This is a genomic window from Pseudomonas sp. B21-053, from assembly GCF_026016365.1.
Lineage (GTDB): Bacteria > Pseudomonadota > Gammaproteobacteria > Pseudomonadales > Pseudomonadaceae > Aquipseudomonas > Aquipseudomonas nunensis.
In genome coordinates, this window is record NZ_CP087205.1 from 122,024 (window position 1) to 138,459 (window position 16,436).

General features: G+C 57.2%; 9 protein-coding genes and 3 rRNA genes. 6 read left to right on the forward strand and 6 right to left on the reverse strand.

The window, feature by feature from the left end; all coding sequences use genetic code 11:
• Positions 1–126: 126 nt before the first annotated feature.
• The 4 genes from LOY68_RS00610 to LOY68_RS00625 all read left to right on the forward strand — a co-directional run bounded on the left by LOY68_RS00610 (position 127) and on the right by LOY68_RS00625 (position 5,719).
• Positions 127–3,018, forward strand: a 23S ribosomal RNA gene (locus LOY68_RS00610).
• A 176-nt stretch (positions 3,019–3,194) separates the two neighbouring features.
• Positions 3,195–3,310 (forward strand): 5S ribosomal RNA (rrf, locus tag LOY68_RS00615).
• Between the two features lie 108 nt (positions 3,311–3,418).
• Positions 3,419–3,534: ribosomal RNA gene (gene rrf, locus LOY68_RS00620) — 5S ribosomal RNA — on the forward strand.
• A 304-nt stretch (positions 3,535–3,838) separates the two neighbouring features.
• Positions 3,839–5,719 carry a methyl-accepting chemotaxis protein gene (locus tag LOY68_RS00625; protein ID WP_265042409.1) on the forward strand — a complete coding sequence of 627 codons (1,881 nt, stop codon included), beginning with the start codon at positions 3,839–3,841 and terminating at the stop codon, positions 5,717–5,719.
• A 148-nt stretch (positions 5,720–5,867) separates the two neighbouring features.
• Here the strand turns inward: LOY68_RS00625 and LOY68_RS00630 are convergent, their stop codons facing one another.
• The 5 genes from LOY68_RS00630 to LOY68_RS00650 all read right to left on the reverse strand — a co-directional run bounded on the left by LOY68_RS00630 (position 5,868) and on the right by LOY68_RS00650 (position 12,978).
• On the reverse strand, positions 5,868–6,335 hold the full coding sequence (locus LOY68_RS00630) for an SRPBCC family protein (RefSeq protein ID WP_265042410.1): 468 nt from the start codon (positions 6,333–6,335) through the stop codon (positions 5,868–5,870).
• 22 nt (positions 6,336–6,357) lie between these two features.
• Positions 6,358–9,768 carry a non-ribosomal peptide synthetase gene (locus LOY68_RS00635; protein ID WP_265042411.1) on the reverse strand — a complete coding sequence of 1,137 codons (3,411 nt, stop codon included), beginning with the start codon at positions 9,766–9,768 and terminating at the stop codon, positions 6,358–6,360.
• A gap of 13 nt (positions 9,769–9,781) precedes the next feature.
• The gene (locus LOY68_RS00640) at positions 9,782–10,711 is read right to left on the reverse strand and encodes a diiron oxygenase (RefSeq protein ID WP_265042412.1); all 930 of its coding nucleotides are present in this window, start codon (positions 10,709–10,711) and stop codon (positions 9,782–9,784) included.
• A complete protein-coding gene (locus LOY68_RS00645) occupies positions 10,708–11,484 on the reverse strand; it encodes a DUF3050 domain-containing protein (RefSeq protein ID WP_265042413.1) in 777 nt (258 codons plus the stop codon). Before LOY68_RS00645 ends, LOY68_RS00640 begins: the two co-directional genes overlap by 4 nt.
• A gap of 783 nt (positions 11,485–12,267) precedes the next feature.
• Entirely contained in the window at positions 12,268–12,978 is a 711-nt protein-coding gene (locus tag LOY68_RS00650) for a GntR family transcriptional regulator (RefSeq protein ID WP_163914927.1), read from the reverse strand.
• A 267-nt stretch (positions 12,979–13,245) separates the two neighbouring features.
• Here LOY68_RS00650 and lapG point away from each other — a divergent pair, with 267 nt between their 5' ends.
• Together lapG and lapD are read left to right on the forward strand one after the other, a co-directional pair.
• The gene (gene lapG, locus LOY68_RS00655; protein ID WP_265042414.1) at positions 13,246–13,938 is read left to right on the forward strand and encodes a cysteine protease LapG; all 693 of its coding nucleotides are present in this window, start codon (positions 13,246–13,248) and stop codon (positions 13,936–13,938) included.
• A gap of 14 nt (positions 13,939–13,952) precedes the next feature.
• Entirely contained in the window at positions 13,953–15,899 is a 1,947-nt protein-coding gene (lapD, locus tag LOY68_RS00660; RefSeq protein ID WP_163914931.1) for a cyclic di-GMP receptor LapD, read from the forward strand.
• Positions 15,900–16,022: 123 nt separating this feature from the next.
• Here lapD and LOY68_RS00665 read toward each other — a convergent pair whose 3' ends face one another.
• Positions 16,023–16,361: a hypothetical protein gene (locus tag LOY68_RS00665; protein ID WP_054050336.1), complete on the reverse strand. Its 339-nt coding sequence runs from the start codon at positions 16,359–16,361 to the stop codon at positions 16,023–16,025.
• Positions 16,362–16,436 lie beyond the last annotated feature (75 nt).

Genomic DNA, 16,436 nt, shown 5'->3' on the forward strand with positions numbered 1-16,436 from the left:
ACTGAACGTTACTTTCACTGGTAACGGATCAGGCTAAGGTAAAATTTGTGAGTTCTCTTAATTGAGAAATTCGAATTTTCGGCGAATGTCGTCTTCACAGTATAACCAGATTGCTTGGGGTTATATGGTCAAGTGAAGAAGCGCATACGGTGGATGCCTTGGCAGTCAGAGGCGATGAAAGACGTGGTAGCCTGCGAAAAGCTTCGGGGAGTCGGCAAACAGACTTTGATCCGGAGATGTCTGAATGGGGGAACCCACCTAACATAAGTTAGGTATCTTAAGCTGAATACATAGGCTTAAGAAGCGAACCAGGGGAACTGAAACATCTAAGTACCCTGAGGAAAAGAAATCAACCGAGATTCCCTTAGTAGTGGCGAGCGAACGGGGACTAGCCCTTAAGTGGCTTTGAGATTAGCGGAACGCTCTGGAAAGTGCGGCCATAGTGGGTGATAGCCCTGTACGCGAAAATCTCTTAGTCATGAAATCGAGTAGGACGGAGCACGAGAAACTTTGTCTGAATATGGGGGGACCATCCTCCAAGGCTAAATACTACTGACTGACCGATAGTGAACTAGTACCGTGAGGGAAAGGCGAAAAGAACCCCGGAGAGGGGAGTGAAATAGATCCTGAAACCGTATGCGTACAAGCAGTGGGAGCCCACTTTGTTGGGTGACTGCGTACCTTTTGTATAATGGGTCAGCGACTTATTTTCAGTGGCGAGCTTAACCGAATAGGGGAGGCGTAGCGAAAGCGAGTCTTAATAGGGCGTCTAGTCGCTGGGAATAGACCCGAAACCGGGCGATCTATCCATGGGCAGGTTGAAGGTTGGGTAACACTAACTGGAGGACCGAACCGACTACCGTTGAAAAGTTAGCGGATGACCTGTGGATCGGAGTGAAAGGCTAATCAAGCTCGGAGATAGCTGGTTCTCCTCGAAAGCTATTTAGGTAGCGCCTCATGTATCACTGTAGGGGGTAGAGCACTGTTTCGGCTAGGGGGTCATCCCGACTTACCAAACCGATGCAAACTCCGAATACCTACAAGTGCCGAGCATGGGAGACACACGGCGGGTGCTAACGTCCGTCGTGAAAAGGGAAACAACCCAGACCGTCAGCTAAGGTCCCAAAGTTATGGTTAAGTGGGAAACGATGTGGGAAGGCTTAGACAGCTAGGAGGTTGGCTTAGAAGCAGCCACCCTTTAAAGAAAGCGTAATAGCTCACTAGTCGAGTCGGCCTGCGCGGAAGATGTAACGGGGCTCAAACCATACACCGAAGCTACGGGTATCACTTAGGTGATGCGGTAGAGGAGCGTTCTGTAAGCCTGTGAAGGTGAGTTGAGAAGCTTGCTGGAGGTATCAGAAGTGCGAATGCTGACATGAGTAACGACAATGGGTGTGAAAAACACCCACGCCGAAAGACCAAGGTTTCCTGCGCAACGTTAATCGACGCAGGGTTAGTCGGTCCCTAAGGCGAGGCTGAAAAGCGTAGTCGATGGAAAACAGGTTAATATTCCTGTACTTCTGGTTATTGCGATGGAGGGACGGAGAAGGCTAGGCCAGCTTGGCGTTGGTTGTCCAAGTTTAAGGTGGTAGGCTGGAATCTTAGGTAAATCCGGGATTCTAAGGCCGAGAGCTGATGACGAGTGTTCTTTTAGAACACGAAGTGGTTGATGCCATGCTTCCAAGAAAAGCTTCTAAGCTTCAGGTAACCAGGAACCGTACCCCAAACCGACACAGGTGGTTGGGTAGAGAATACCAAGGCGCTTGAGAGAACTCGGGTGAAGGAACTAGGCAAAATGGCACCGTAACTTCGGGAGAAGGTGCGCCGGTGAGGGTGAAGCATTTACTGCGTAAGCCCATGCCGGTCGAAGATACCAGGCCGCTGCGACTGTTTATTAAAAACACAGCACTCTGCAAACACGAAAGTGGACGTATAGGGTGTGACGCCTGCCCGGTGCCGGAAGGTTAATTGATGGGGTTAGCTAACGCGAAGCTCTTGATCGAAGCCCCGGTAAACGGCGGCCGTAACTATAACGGTCCTAAGGTAGCGAAATTCCTTGTCGGGTAAGTTCCGACCTGCACGAATGGCGTAACGATGGCGGCGCTGTCTCCACCCGAGACTCAGTGAAATTGAAATCGCTGTGAAGATGCAGTGTATCCGCGGCTAGACGGAAAGACCCCGTGAACCTTTACTATAGCTTTGCACTGGACTTTGAATTTGCTTGTGTAGGATAGGTGGGAGGCTTTGAAGCGTGGACGCCAGTTCGCGTGGAGCCAACCTTGAAATACCACCCTGGCAACTTTGAGGTTCTAACTCAGGTCCGTTATCCGGATCGAGGACAGTGTATGGTGGGTAGTTTGACTGGGGCGGTCTCCTCCTAAAGAGTAACGGAGGAGTACGAAGGTGCGCTCAGACCGGTCGGAAATCGGTCGTAGAGTATAAAGGCAAAAGCGCGCTTGACTGCGAGACAGACACGTCGAGCAGGTACGAAAGTAGGTCTTAGTGATCCGGTGGTTCTGTATGGAAGGGCCATCGCTCAACGGATAAAAGGTACTCCGGGGATAACAGGCTGATACCGCCCAAGAGTTCATATCGACGGCGGTGTTTGGCACCTCGATGTCGGCTCATCACATCCTGGGGCTGAAGCCGGTCCCAAGGGTATGGCTGTTCGCCATTTAAAGTGGTACGCGAGCTGGGTTTAGAACGTCGTGAGACAGTTCGGTCCCTATCTGCCGTGGACGTTTGAGATTTGAGAGGGGCTGCTCCTAGTACGAGAGGACCGGAGTGGACGAACCTCTGGTGTTCCGGTTGTCACGCCAGTGGCATTGCCGGGTAGCTATGTTCGGAATAGATAACCGCTGAAAGCATCTAAGCGGGAAACTAGCCTCAAGATGAGATCTCACTGGGACCTTGAGTCCCCTGAAGGGCCGTCGAAGACTACGACGTTGATAGGTTGGGTGTGTAAGCGCTGTGAGGCGTTGAGCTAACCAATACTAATTGCCCGTGAGGCTTGACCATATAACACCCAAGCAATTTGCTTGCTTCGAGCTGAAAAGCGAAAGAGCACCAGATTGCGGTGTGTGAAGACGAAACGAACCGAAAGTTCGAAACTGCTCACAAAACACCGAGATCTATCACATACCCATTCGCTGGAGCGTAAACCCGTAAGGGCAAACGAGCCGGCTCCCGAATTTCTTGACGACCATAGAGCATTGGAACCACCTGATCCCATCCCGAACTCAGCAGTGAAACGATGCATCGCCGATGGTAGTGTGGGGTTTCCCCATGTGAGAGTAGGTCATCGTCAAGATTAAATTCCGAAACCCCTATCTGCGTATGCAGGTAGGGGTTTTGTTTTAGTAGAAGTCACCGTTTTTTGCTGGCACGTTACTGAGGTAACGGGCTGGTCACAGAATTTCTTGACGACCATAGAGCATTGGAACCACCTGATCCCATCCCGAACTCAGCAGTGAAACGATGCATCGCCGATGGTAGTGTGGGGTTTCCCCATGTGAGAGTAGGTCATCGTCAAGATTGAATTCCGAAACCCCTGTCTGCTAACGCAGACAGGGGTTTTGTCGTTTTGGAGCAGATAAATCTTCAAGCGGCAGCAAGGGCTTAAAGCTAACCCAGAAGCTCTAGCGCGCCGTTCGGCGGGAATCCGCTACGAATCCCATCCATTTCAGACAATCCCCTAAGATTTCTCCTTCTCGTGCCGAAAGACTGGTGAGACATGCGTGCACCAAAGTAGAGCGGCCTCAGAAAGCCGTCTGCGCTGTTACATGGAATGTTGCAATCCGGAACGCATCCCCACTTTTTGCATAAGAAGTCCCATGAAATGAATCTCAAGTTCAGCCATAAAATCCTGCTGGCCGCTTCAGGCGTCGTGGTGCTGGCTTTTGCGTTGTTCACTTTGTACAACGACTATTTGCAGCGAAATACTATTCGGCAGAATCTCGAATCCTCCGTCCAGCAAGCCGGCGACTTGACCGCCAGCAGCGTGCAGAACTGGATGAGTGGCCGCGTACTGGTGCTAGAGAACCTGGCACAGAACGTTGCCCATCAAGGTGCGAACGCCGATCTGCCAGGATTGGTTGATCAACCGGCATTCACCTCGAACTTCCAGTTCACTTATGTCGGCCAGGCCAACGGTGTATTCACCCAACGCCCGGACGCGAAGATGCCGGATGGCTACGATCCACGTCAGCGCCCTTGGTACAAACAAGCCGTTGCGGCTGACAAGACCATGCTGACGCCGCCTTACATGGCTGCGGTCGGTGGTCTGGTGGTGACCATCGCCCTGCCCGTTAAAAAGAACGGCGAACTGCTCGGCGTTGTCGGCGGTGACCTGAGTCTGGAAACCCTGGTCAAGATCATCAACTCGGTAGACTTCGGCGGCATCGGTCATGCGTTCCTGGTCAGCGCGGACGGTCAGGTAATCGTCAGCCCGGACAAAGATCAGGTGATGAAGAACCTGAAAGACATCTACCCAGGTTCCAGCGTGCGCATTGAGAAGGGTAATCAGAGCGTCACTCTGAACAAGCAGGACCGCATCCTCTCGTTCACCCCGGTCACCGGTTTGCCGAACGCTGAATGGTACATCGGTCTGTCGATCGACAAGGACAAGGCCTACGCCCCGCTGAGTCAATTCCGCACCTCGGCATTGATCGCGATGTTTATCGCCGTGAGCGCCATTGCAGTGCTGCTGAGCCTGCTGATCAATGTGCTGATGCGTCCGCTGACCACCATGGGCCGTGCGATGCAAGACATCGCCCAAGGTGAAGGTGACCTGACCCGTCGTCTTTCCGTGGAAAGCAAAGACGAGTTCGGTGAACTGGGTGGTGCTTTCAACCAGTTCGTGGAGCGGATTCACGCGTCGATTTCTGAAGTGTCCTCGGCGACCCGTCAGGTCCACGACCTTTCGCAACGGGTGATGGCTTCGTCCAACGCCTCGATCATCGGTTCCGATGAACAAAGTGCCCGCACCAACAGTGTGGCTGCTGCGATCAACCAACTCGGTGCCGCAACTCAGGAAATCGCACGCAACGCCGCTGATGCCTCGCAACATGCCAGCGGCGCGAGCGAGCAGGCCGACGACGGTCGTCAGGTGGTGGAAAAAACCATCCTGGCCATGACCGAGTTGTCGCAGAAAATCAGCCTGTCCTGCACCCAGATCGAAACCCTGAATGCCAGCACCGACAACATCGGGCACATTCTGGACGTGATCAAAGGCATCTCCCAACAGACCAACCTGCTGGCATTGAACGCGGCCATTGAAGCGGCCCGTGCTGGTGAAGCCGGTCGTGGTTTTGCGGTGGTGGCGGATGAGGTGCGTAACCTCGCCCATCGCACCCAGGAGTCGGCAGAAGAGATCCACAAGATGATCACTTCGTTGCAGATCGGTTCTCGCGAAGCGGTGACCACCATGAACGCCAGTCAGGTCTCCAGCGAAGAGAGTGTCGAAGTGGCGAACCAGGCCGGTCTGCGATTGGTCAGCGTGACCCAGCGCATCGGTGAAATCGACGGCATGAACCAATCGGTGGCCGCGGCAACCGAAGAGCAGACCGCAGTGGTGGAAACCCTCAACGTCGACGTCAACCAGATCAACCTGCTGAACCAGCAAAGCGTGGCCAACCTCAATGAAACTTTGAAGGATTGCGATGCCTTGTCGTTGCAGGCGAATCGGTTGAAGCAGTTGGTCGACAGCTTCAAAATCTGATTCTGGTCAGTTCTACTACCGCGTTATCGTTCTTCGCGAGCAAGCCCGCTCCCACAGGTTGACCACGTTCCTTCAGTAGGAACGCAGTCGAGTGTGGGAGCGGGCTTGCTCGCGAATGCGGTGCTTCAGTCACCGCTGAGCCGAAGCCTTACGCAAACAGCTTCAACACATTGTTCATCGCATCATCAGCAAACCCCTGCACAAACTCCGTGAACCCCGGCAACGCCTCAGCGCCGCCCTGGGCAGGTTCGGCGATGATGGTCCAGGTCGCCCGGGACTTGCCTTCCCCCAGGGATTCCACATTCATTGCCGCCCACAAATTGGCCACGCCCAAGGTGTTGTAGATCGTGGTCCAGGTCATGCTTAGCGCCTGGTCGTCCCGGGAGTTGAGTTGCTCGACCACCAGGTTGCCGTCCTTGAAGAATTTCTTGCGCAAGGACGACACGCCGTCGCCGGTCATTTCGATGTGCGACAGCGCCGGGATGAATTGATCGAAGCCGGCAAAGTTGCCGACCACCGCCCAGACTTTCGCCGGGTCCGCAGGCACGTCTACCGAAGACGCTACGTGGCAGCCGTGAGGGTTTTGGATCAGGGTATCGGGTTGCAGGGTTTTCATGGTCTTGCTCCAGTGGGGTGGGTCAGATGAAGTTGATTTCTTTGAGGTAGTCGCAGCCGCGGCGTAGCAGCGCCGGGGATTTTTGTGGGTAGTGCGCGCCCATCTGCCGGACGCCGGCCTGGGCGTTGTCGTGGCCGATCATCGAGATGTCGCCGATGTCTTCTTCAAAACCGTTGAGGTAGAAACCCAGCACGCCGAACAACGCGTTGTCGCTGTCGACCCGGCCCAGTTGCTGCTGCCAGTCGGCGACGCTGACCATCGAGAATTCCCGACCGGCTTCGCGAAATGAATCGACGTAGGCATCCCAGCTCAGCGGCTCGGGGTTGTGCAGGTTGAACACCGCGTGTTCCGGCTGATAACGGCTGGCATGGAAGGCGATAAAACGGGCAAGGAAGTCCACCGGCATCAGGTCAAAGTTCAGCGAGAACTCCGGCACCTGGCCGAGCTGGATCGAGCCCTTGAGCATCAGCATCAAGCGATTCTTGTGCGGCTGGCACACGCCCGTGAGGCTGTTGAAACTGATATTGCCGGGGCGATACAGATTGACCCGCACACCGCGCTCCCGCGCACGCTCGAGGATCCGCTCGCCGACCCATTTGGACAGGTTGTAGCCGTTCTTGATGTAGATCGGCGGGGTCTGCGCGGCGGGCAATTCAAGCACCCGGCCATCGTCAGAAATCGTGCTGGAGGCCGAGAGCGTCGAGACGAAGTTGAAGATCTTCTTGCTGCGCCCCTCACACAGGCGCAGGCACTCGAAAATCGGTTCGACGTTATCCCGCGCCAGCGACTCGTAATCGAGTACGTGATTGACGTTGGCCGCGTTGTGCACCAGCGCACCGAACTCCCGGTCCAGGCGCTCGTAGACATCCTGCGCGAGCCCCAACGAAGGGCGCGTGATATCCGCTGAATAAACCCGCACCCGATGCAGGTCCAGGTGCTCCAGACGGTTCTCGCGCAAGGCCTGGGCGAAGCGTTCCGCCGCCGATTGCCCGCCGCCATCGCGTACCAGGCAGGCCACTTCTGTGGCGCCCCACGCCAGCAACGCTTCGACAATGTGTACACCAACAAAACTGTTGGCCCCGGTGACGATCACCTTGTGCACATCGCCCATGCGGCTGACCGGCAGCGGCTGCATATCCAGTTCACGAAAAGCATCGGCCATGGCCTGCGCGCTCAGCACTTCTTCGGTGCCCGAGCCGCGAACCAGCGTCGCCAATTTCGCGATCGTCGGCAACTCGATAAAGCGGTTGATCGAGATGCTTCGGCCGAATTCCTCGCGCAGTCGTAGCAACATCCGCGACAACAGAATCGAATGACCGCCCAGATTGAAGAAGCTTTCGTCGGTGGAAATATCGCTCGCCGGCAGTTCCAGCAACTCGGCCCAGATCTCCAGCAAGAGCTCTTCATCGGCACTGGTAGGCAAACGCCGAGCGCTGTTCTCCAGCACGTTCACCGGCAGCGCCAGCAGCGCCTTGCGATCAACCTTGCCGTTACTGGCGAACGGCATGCTCTCCAGCTCAGTCCACGCACCGGGTTGCATGTAGTCCGGCAGGAATTGCACGGCGTGGGCCTTCAGCGCTTCGCGAGCGGCGCCTGGCTGGTCTTCCTGAGGTTGGGCGAGGAACGCCAGAATCCGTCGCTGACTGTCGATGACCACCGCCACTTGCCGGTAGAGCTGACTGTCCCGCAGGCAACGTTCGATCTCCTCCGGTTCGACCCGGAAGCCGCGGATCTTCACCTGATTGTCCCGCCGCCCACACAGTTCGATACCGTCGCGGGTCCACTTCGCCATATCGCCGGTACGGTAGGCACGCAGGCGTTCGCCGTTCGGCAGGCTCAGCTCCAGATAGCGCTCGGCAGTTTGCTGCGGGTTGTTCAGGTAACCCAGGCACACCCCCGGGCCGACGATGTACAACTCGCCGACGGTCTGCTCGGCCACCGGTTGAAAGTCTTCATCGAGAATCAGCACTTGGCTGTTGGCAATCGGGCCGCCGAGGGTGCGGTTGTTGTCGCCGGGTCGCAGTTGCCGCGCGGTGATCAGCACCGTGGCTTCGGTCGGGCCGTAGAGGTTGTAGAGGTTGCCCTGGCGGGTCAGTTGCTCGATGACGTAGGGCTCGCAAACATCGCCGCCGGTCATTACGTGATCCAGCACCTGCAACTGATCCAGCGGCAAAATGCTTAACAGCGCCGGCGGCAGGAAAGCGTGGCTCAGCTGTTGATTGCGGATCAGCGCCACCAGTTGCAACGGATCGCGGCGCTGGTCGTCACTGGGCACGATCAGCTCGGCGCCCTGTAGCAGCGTCGGGAAAATATCGATCAGCGACGAGTCGAAACTCAGCGACGAAAATTGCAATACCCGACTCTGTTCGGTCAGTTGCACATAGTCGGCGTACCACGCAGTGAAGTGCGCGAGGTTGGCCTGGCTGAGCAGCACGCCTTTCGGGTGCCCGGTGGTGCCCGAGGTGTAGAGCGCCATGCACGGTGCATCGAGCGCTGGCCGCTGACGCATCAACGGTAGATCGAAATCCATGGCATCACAGTCGATACGACTGATATCCAGCCCCGGCATCTGCTCCGCCAGCGGATGCTCGCCGTCATGCAGCAACAACACCGCCCCGGCGTTCTCCAGAATGTACTGCTGACGTTGCAGCGGATGGCTCGGCTCCAGCGGCAGGTAAACTGCACCGCTGCCGAGAATCGCCAGAATCCCTGCATACAACGCGCTGCATTTCGGCAGGCAGATACCCACCACCAACACCCTTTGATGTTGATCAAGCAACGGTTGCAGACGCTGCTGGATCGCGCGGCTGAGGGCATGCAGCTGGCGATAGCTGAGGGATGTGCCGGCGATGTTCAGTGCGGGTCGTTCGGCGCATTGGATAAAGCGCTGTTCAAGCCGCTCGATCATCGGGATCTGGCCCAGTTGCAGCAGCCCTTCGTGCGCGGTCATGTTGAGCTGATGGACGAAGGCCAGATGCTCGAGAAACAGCAGGTTTTCTACTCGATCAAAATCAATCGGTGCCACCGTTTCGGTGAGTTGGAAATACTCGGCATCCCGGGAAAACCGGCTGACCAGCAACGCCACATGATCCACCAGTTCTGCCACCGCCCGCAGGCGCAGGGCCTGGCCGTTACCGGAAGATTCTTCGGCAATCGGCACGCGAGTGAACAGCGTCGAGTCGAACGCGCATAGCAAGTCTAGGGTTGGCAGCCCCAAAGACTCAGTAACACCCAGTTGTAGCGTCAATCGCGGTACATCGCCGAAGTCGGCAAAAGCCAGGCTGGCGTCGTCGATGACTAAATCGACGTTGCCCAACGCTCGCTCACCCGAAGCAGCCTGCCGCACCAGTGAATGTCCATGTTGTTCGAGCTCCAGCGCCAGGTCGTTCAAGGCCTGGCTCTGCCCTATAAGCACAATGTCGAGACGTCTCATGATGTTCTCCTCGTTAAACCAGGTAGTCGCTCAGAGCTTCTTGAACGCACGGCGAATCGAGCAGCGAGCTGCTGCGAAAAAACCGCACGATGTTGGCAACCAACGGGTGATGGCGATTGATCGGGAAGGCCAGGCCCGAGACTTCGCTCTTGAGTGCCCGGCGCGCAGCGTCACTGACCTGCAAGGACTCGATCAGGCGAAAGTCGAAGGACTTCTGAATGTCGTTGGTCAGGTAGTGGCCGATAAACACCGGCAGGATTTGCGCGATGCATTGGCGGTCGGCGTCGCTCGCGGTGTGCCAGTAGATGCGCACCAGTCGCGCCCAGAAACCGGAGTGGCGGCCTTCGTCCAGCAAGTGATCGGCCATCAGCCCCTTGATCGATTGCTTGACCGTTTCGTCCTTGGCAAACGCCGCCACATCGCCGGTCACGGTGTTCTCGGCGATGGCCACGCAGATCAATTCCACAGCGCTGCGCAAGTGTTCCGGGGCGAGCGCGACTGCTGCCGGAATCGCCCGGCTCAATTCGATTTCATCCGGCAGTTCGATCGGCGTGATGCCGGTCATGGCCACGGTCTGCTGCATGAAATCCATCGCCACCAAGGCGTGGTAATCCTCGTCTACCACCACGGTCATGGCGTCGTAGCGGCAAGCGAACGGGAAGGTCACGGCGAAGCGGTTTTTGGCGATGCTGCGCGCGGTCTTGTCGACGATCTCGGTTTCGAAAATCACCACGTCGTTGATGAATTTGTAGAGCGTCTGCACCAAGGCGAAGTCCCGTTGTTCGGGGCATTCGCGCAGGAAGGTTTCGCTCAACACCAGGGGTTGGCGGCTCAACGGGTAGATCAGTTTGTCGTCGTTCTCCAGCACGCGCCGGGGCCGGGTGCGGATGGTGGCGCGGCTCTCCCAGGCGTCAGCGAATGATTGGTAATCGGCGGCGTTCATGCACTCACCTCGCCGACGGCTTCACTCATGCTGACGCGCAAGCCATCCCACAGGGCGATGCGGCTTTCCACCGCGGCGATGGCGCTGGCGTACACATCTTCCTGACGTTGCGGGTCGCCATCGACCAGCCGGGCGAGGAGTTTTTCTGCCGCCGGGCCGTGGTCTTCGGAATCGACTTCGATGTGGCGTTCCAGGTAGTAACGGAAGGTCGGGGCTTGATCGAGGCCAATGCCCCAGTCGTCGAGAATCCGCTGGAACATCTGCGGGATCACGCTTTCCCGGCCATGCAGAAACACGGCGGCAACGCTATGACCCGGCGCATGCTGCGCGGTGTGCAAGGTGTGGCGTACGAACTGTGCAGCGGCGGGATCGATGTCCACGCTTTGCAGCGCCACGTCGTAGCTCACGCCTTCTTTCTGCAACGCGACGAAGCGCTCTACCGCGACGGTACTTGCACCGACTTCGCGCATCGCATCCAGGTACAACTCGAAATGGCTGTAGTGACCATTGGCAGGACGATCATCGGATTCTTCGCCGAGCACAATCTCGTTGATCAGCCGCGCCGCTTGCGGATCTCGCGGTGGCAGCCAGGGCAACTGCACGCAGGTCAGTTCCTGCTGCAGGCGCTTGGTCAGCGACATAAAGTCCCAGACGGCAAACACATGGGTTTCCATGAAGCGTTGCAGGATCGACAACGAATGTATTTCGCCAAAGATCGGGTGAGCGCTAAGTTCTGCTTTCTTTTGGTTGAGACGGTCTTTAGTCGGTTTCATGGCGAGCCTATAAGTAAATTGGGAATACCAATGGGAGATGTAAACAACTAGCGATAGTGAGTAGATGTTTTATCTGGGCGAGCGGAGGCCTCAATCGAATTGATCTATGTGAGTGGCGAGACAGTCTTTGTGGCGCCGCGTAAGGATTGGGCTTGAGCCTTGCTGGCCTGGATCCAATGGCGGCGGAGAAAAACTAATACATCAATAAAGTTCCCGGCAAGTTATTTTTATATTATTTGAAAGTTAAACTTTCTCGGGCGCGACAAGTTTCAATAAAACTTTCGGTTTAAGTTTTATTTGGGTGAAGTTACTCCTTCCGGCTTATATAAGTCAGAATCGAATAAGAGAGTGAATGCCTCACTCAAAGTAACTTTCAAACTGTGATCGCTGGTGTCATCTGAGGGGATGGAAGTTGGCCGGGAATACGCCATTTACTTCCTTTCCCGTGGCAAGACTCCTTCCGTAGGTTCTTGGTGCGCAGTCGGCTCCCGCGAGAGCGGTGCGTCTGCGTTCATTGTTGAGTTGGCAGGCCCAAGAGTGAGCGTAATTGACGGTAGCCGCTATCGTTGGTACGGCATTCGTTGGCTGCAATTATCGGGATTGAGAAGAAGTTGCCAGGCGGGCTCCGGGAACGCAGGAGTGGCATTGTTCTAGCGGGTTGGTATGAGCGAAGGGGGATTTGTAAGCAGGCTTTTCGCCGAATGACCCAGGACAGGTTCCGCGACACGTTGCGGCAAGCGCTGGCGAGCACATTCGATGTGCTCGCGCGTGCCTTGGGGCGATTTATCTCGAGTTTTTCTTGCCTTGGGTGCCGGTGCTTTCGAGATAGCGTGTGATGACCTCGACACCGCGATTGAGGTGATGCTCAAGCAGTTCGACCGCCAGCTCAACGTTCCGGTCTTCAACGGCGCGCAACAAACTGCGGTGATCTTCCTGGGACAGCTTGCCCAGCCCCATCGCCTCAAGATTGAAGCGCAGGAAACGCTCTTCTTCGTTCAATCCGTCTTCGACCAGTCGCAACAGCCGGCGATTGGGCGCCTTGCTGTACAGTGCCATGTGGAACAGGCGATTGAGTCGACCTATCTCGGTGTAGTTGTGTTCGGTTTCCAATTCGTCGATGTAGCGGGCAGCCAGTTCGAAATCGGCGGCTTCGAGCAAGGGAATCGAACGGCGTAATGCTTCGGATTCCAGCAGGATCCGCAGTTCATAGGTTTCCGTCGCATCGCCCTGTACCAGCGCAGCGACCACGGCACCTTTATGGGCAACGACATTGAGCAGCGATTGCGCTTCGAGCTGGCGCAATGCTTCGCGTACCGGCATGCGACTGACGCCGAACAGGTCCGCCAGGTCTTGCTGGCGCAATGCTGTGCCGCAAGGGATGCGTCCGTCGAGAATGGCCGAACGCAGGGTTTCTTCGATCACCGAACGCGCCAGGTGAGCGGGAATCGGCCCGTTGACCTTGATGCTGTTCAGAGGATTGGGCTTCTGTGTCACTACTACGCACCCTGCATGACTGAAGTTGTTTTTGGATCCAAATGGACACTAGTGACTGTTATACAGGTTGTCAAACCTTGTAAAAGATCATCGCAACTTGTGTCGCGCCCGTGGCCCTTGCCGTGCTTGCTCCAGGTTGTGATCTTTTTATGACTACTCACATTCCAAGTTTAGCGTGCTGGAAGTGATCTCACCGTGCCATTGTCTTTTATCGGCCTAACCTGCACCATCAACCGATTTCCACCTGCCTACCCTGGATGCCTCGCATTGGCGGTACGTTTCGCAATCCCCCGGATGTTGCGCTGGCTGTGCTGCGCGCTGCTGCTGGCCGGCGTCATGCTGGGCGGGTTGCATGCCGACTGGGATTTTTCCCTGATCAGCCGCCGTGCCCAGGCCCTTTACGGGCCATTGGGCGAGGGGCAGCAACGCATCGATGCCTGGCAGCGTTTGCTGGCCACCCAGAAGCAGGTCGGCGAGATTGAAAAACTTAATGTGGTGAACCAGTTCTTCAACAAACAGATGCGCTACGAAGAAGACATCGACCTGTGGCACGAGGTCGATTATTGGGAAACCCCCATCGAAGCCTTGTGGAAGGGTGCCGGCGACTGCGAAGACTACGCCATCGCCAAGTATTTCAGCCTGCGCCATCTTGGTGTTTCCAGTGACAAGCTGCGCATCACTTACGTCAAGGCGTTGCGTTTGAACCGGGCGCACATGGTGTTGACCTACTATTCGACACCCGAGGCAATGCCGCTGGTGCTCGATAGCCTGATCAACGAGATCAAGCCGGCCAGCCAACGAACCGATTTGCTGCCGGTCTACTCTTTCAATGCCGAAGGCTTGTACCTGCCCGGTGCCAAGGGCAACAAGAAAGTCGGTGACACCAAGCGCCTGTCCCGTTGGCAGGATGTGTTGAAAAAAATGCAGGCCGAAGGATTTCCGGTCGAGACGACTAACTAGGAGCACGCGCTCAGATGTCTTTGTTCAAACAGCTGTTGATCGCTATCTGCCTGTTCCTTGTGGTCGCCTTCACCGGCAGCTTCATGGTCAGCCTGGAGAGCTCGCGCACTCAGTACGTCAACCAGTTGCGCTCCCACGCCCAGGACGCCGCCACGGCGCTGGCACTGTCACTGACGCCAAACATCGACGACCCGGCGATGGTCGAGTTGCTGGTCAGCTCGATCTTCGACAGCGGCTACTACGCGAGCATCCGCGTGGTCGATCTGAAGACCGACCAGACCATCGTCGAGCGCAGCGGCATTCCGGCGGTGAACAATGTGCCGGACTGGTTCGTCAAAATGATCGGCCTGGAAGCCGCCGGCGGTGATGCACTGGTCAGCCGTGGCTGGGAGCAGGCTGCAAGGGTCGAAGTGGTCAGCCATCCGATGTTCGCCCTGGCCAAACTGTGGCAGAGCGCGCTCGGGAGTCTGGGCTGGTTGCTGATCTGTGGCGCGGTGAGTGCGGTGCTGGGCGCGTTGCTGCTGCGTCGGCAATTGAAGCCGCTGGACTACATGGTCAAGCAATCCCACGCCATTGCGCGCCGGGAATTCCTCAGCCTGCCGGAACTGCCGCGCACCCCGGAACTGCGCCGGGTGGTGCAGGCCATGAACCAGATGGTCGAGAAGCTCAAGGCGCTGTTCCAGGAACAGGCCGAGCGCAGTGAAAAACTGCGGGTCGAGTCCTATCAGGACAACCTTACGGGCCTGGCCAACCGACGCTATTTCGAAATGCAATTGAACGCCCGGGTGAGCAACCCGGAACAGGCCAGTTCCGGTTATCTGCTGCTGTTGCGGGTCAAGGACCTGGCCGGTCTGAACCAGCGCCTAGGCGGGCAACGCACCGATGATTTGCTGAAAGCAGTGGGCGAGCAGTTGTCCCGCGAGTGCGCCAAATACCCGGAAACCCAGAACCTCGTCACGCGGATTCGCGGCGGTGAATTCGCCGTGTTGGCGCCCGGACTGGTGCGCGAAGAAGCGCTGCAACTGGCGCAGAACCTCGACAGCGCGTTGGCGAGCCTGCATGCGACCGGCGCCACCGACGTGGCCTCAGTAGCGTCCATCGGGCTGGCGCCGTTTGCCCATGGCGACTCGCCGCAAGCGGTGCTCGGCCTGGCAGATCAGGCGTTGGCGCAAGCCGAAGGCCAGGGCGAGCAGAGCTGGGCCTGCCTGGATCACAGTGCTTCGGCGAGTGTCGGTGATGACCATCATGCGTGGCACACATTGCTTGATGGCGCATTGAATCAGCAGCGTTTCGAGTTGTATTTCCAACCGGTGGTGGCGAGTCAGGACACCGCGCTGGTGCTGCATTACAAGGTGCTGTCGCGTTTGATCGACGATCAGGGCCAGACCATTCCCGCCGGGCGCTTCCTGCCGTGGCTGGAGCGCTTTGGCTGGACCGCGCGGCTCGATCGGTTGATGTTGGAATTGGTTCTGGAGCAGATGGCCGGGCATGAAGAGTCCCTGGCGCTGAACCTGTCTTCGGCAACGTTGGCGGATCCGCAGGCGCTGAATAGAGTCTTCGAGATTTTGCGTCAGCATTCGAATCTGGGTGAGCGCCTGACCCTGGAAATCGGAGAAGAGCAACTGCCCGAGCAAGCGGTACTGGAGCAGTTGACGCGGCGTCTGCGCGAACTCGGGTTCTCCCTGAGCCTGCAGCGGTTTGGCGGGCGGTTCAGCATGATCGGCAACCTGGCGCGGCTGGGGCTGGCCTATCTGAAGATCGATGGCAGCTACATCCGGGCGATCGATCAGGAGAGCGACAAGCGTCTGTTCATCGAGGCCATCCAGCGCGCGGCGCACAGCATCGACCTGCCGCTGATTGCCGAGCGGGTCGAGACCGAAGGGGAGTTGTCAGTGATTCGCGAGATGGGCTTGTATGGGGTTCAGGGGCAGTTGTTTGGTGAGCCCAAGCCCTGGAAGTAACCATTAAGTCGGGTTGTCAGTAAGGCCGAAAAAGATCGCAGCCTTCGGCAGCTCCTACAGGGTGTACGCCATCCCAATGTAGGAGCTGCCGAAGGCTGCGATCTTTTGCTTTTGCGGTGGGGTCTAGATCAACCCCGTCTCATCATCATCAATCAAATGACTCAACCCGCCCAACGCTTCCCGGGCCTGGGTCCGGTCCATCAGTTTGGCTTGGGCGGCGGCCGGCAGGTCGGTGACGCGGATCACGCCTTTGCTGGTCAGCACCTGGATCAAGTCGTCGAGTACCCGGATCATTTCCAGGTCGCTCTGCTTGAGCTGCTTGAGGCTGGTTTCCATCACCTCGTTGGCGTACCAGGCCTGGATTTCATGGTTGTCGGCCGGCAGTGTTTCCGTGGCCTCGGCGTAGGCCGCGGCTTCCACGCGCACCAATTGGCCTTGCGCATCGCGTTGCACGTAAAACATTGAGCATCCCTCAGAAATGGACCAGCGTCATGCTGTCAGCAGCATAGGCCAACTGTTGGCGAGTATGCGGTGCGG

Excerpts from the sequence above, each read along its gene's own strand:
- LOY68_RS00625 (WP_265042409.1), top strand. The coding sequence starts at position 3,839 with ATGAATCTCAAGTTCAGCCATAAAATCCTGCTGGCCGCTTCAGGCGTC.
- LOY68_RS00630 (WP_265042410.1), bottom strand. The coding sequence starts at position 6,335 with ATGAAAACCCTGCAACCCGATACCCTGATCCAAAACCCTCACGGCTGC.
- LOY68_RS00635 (WP_265042411.1), bottom strand. The coding sequence starts at position 9,768 with ATGAGACGTCTCGACATTGTGCTTATAGGGCAGAGCCAGGCCTTGAAC.
- LOY68_RS00640 (WP_265042412.1), bottom strand. The coding sequence starts at position 10,711 with ATGAACGCCGCCGATTACCAATCATTCGCTGACGCCTGGGAGAGCCGC.
- LOY68_RS00645 (WP_265042413.1), bottom strand. The coding sequence starts at position 11,484 with ATGAAACCGACTAAAGACCGTCTCAACCAAAAGAAAGCAGAACTTAGC.
- lapD (WP_163914931.1), top strand. The coding sequence starts at position 13,953 with ATGTCTTTGTTCAAACAGCTGTTGATCGCTATCTGCCTGTTCCTTGTG.
- LOY68_RS00665 (WP_054050336.1), bottom strand. The coding sequence starts at position 16,361 with ATGTTTTACGTGCAACGCGATGCGCAAGGCCAATTGGTGCGCGTGGAA.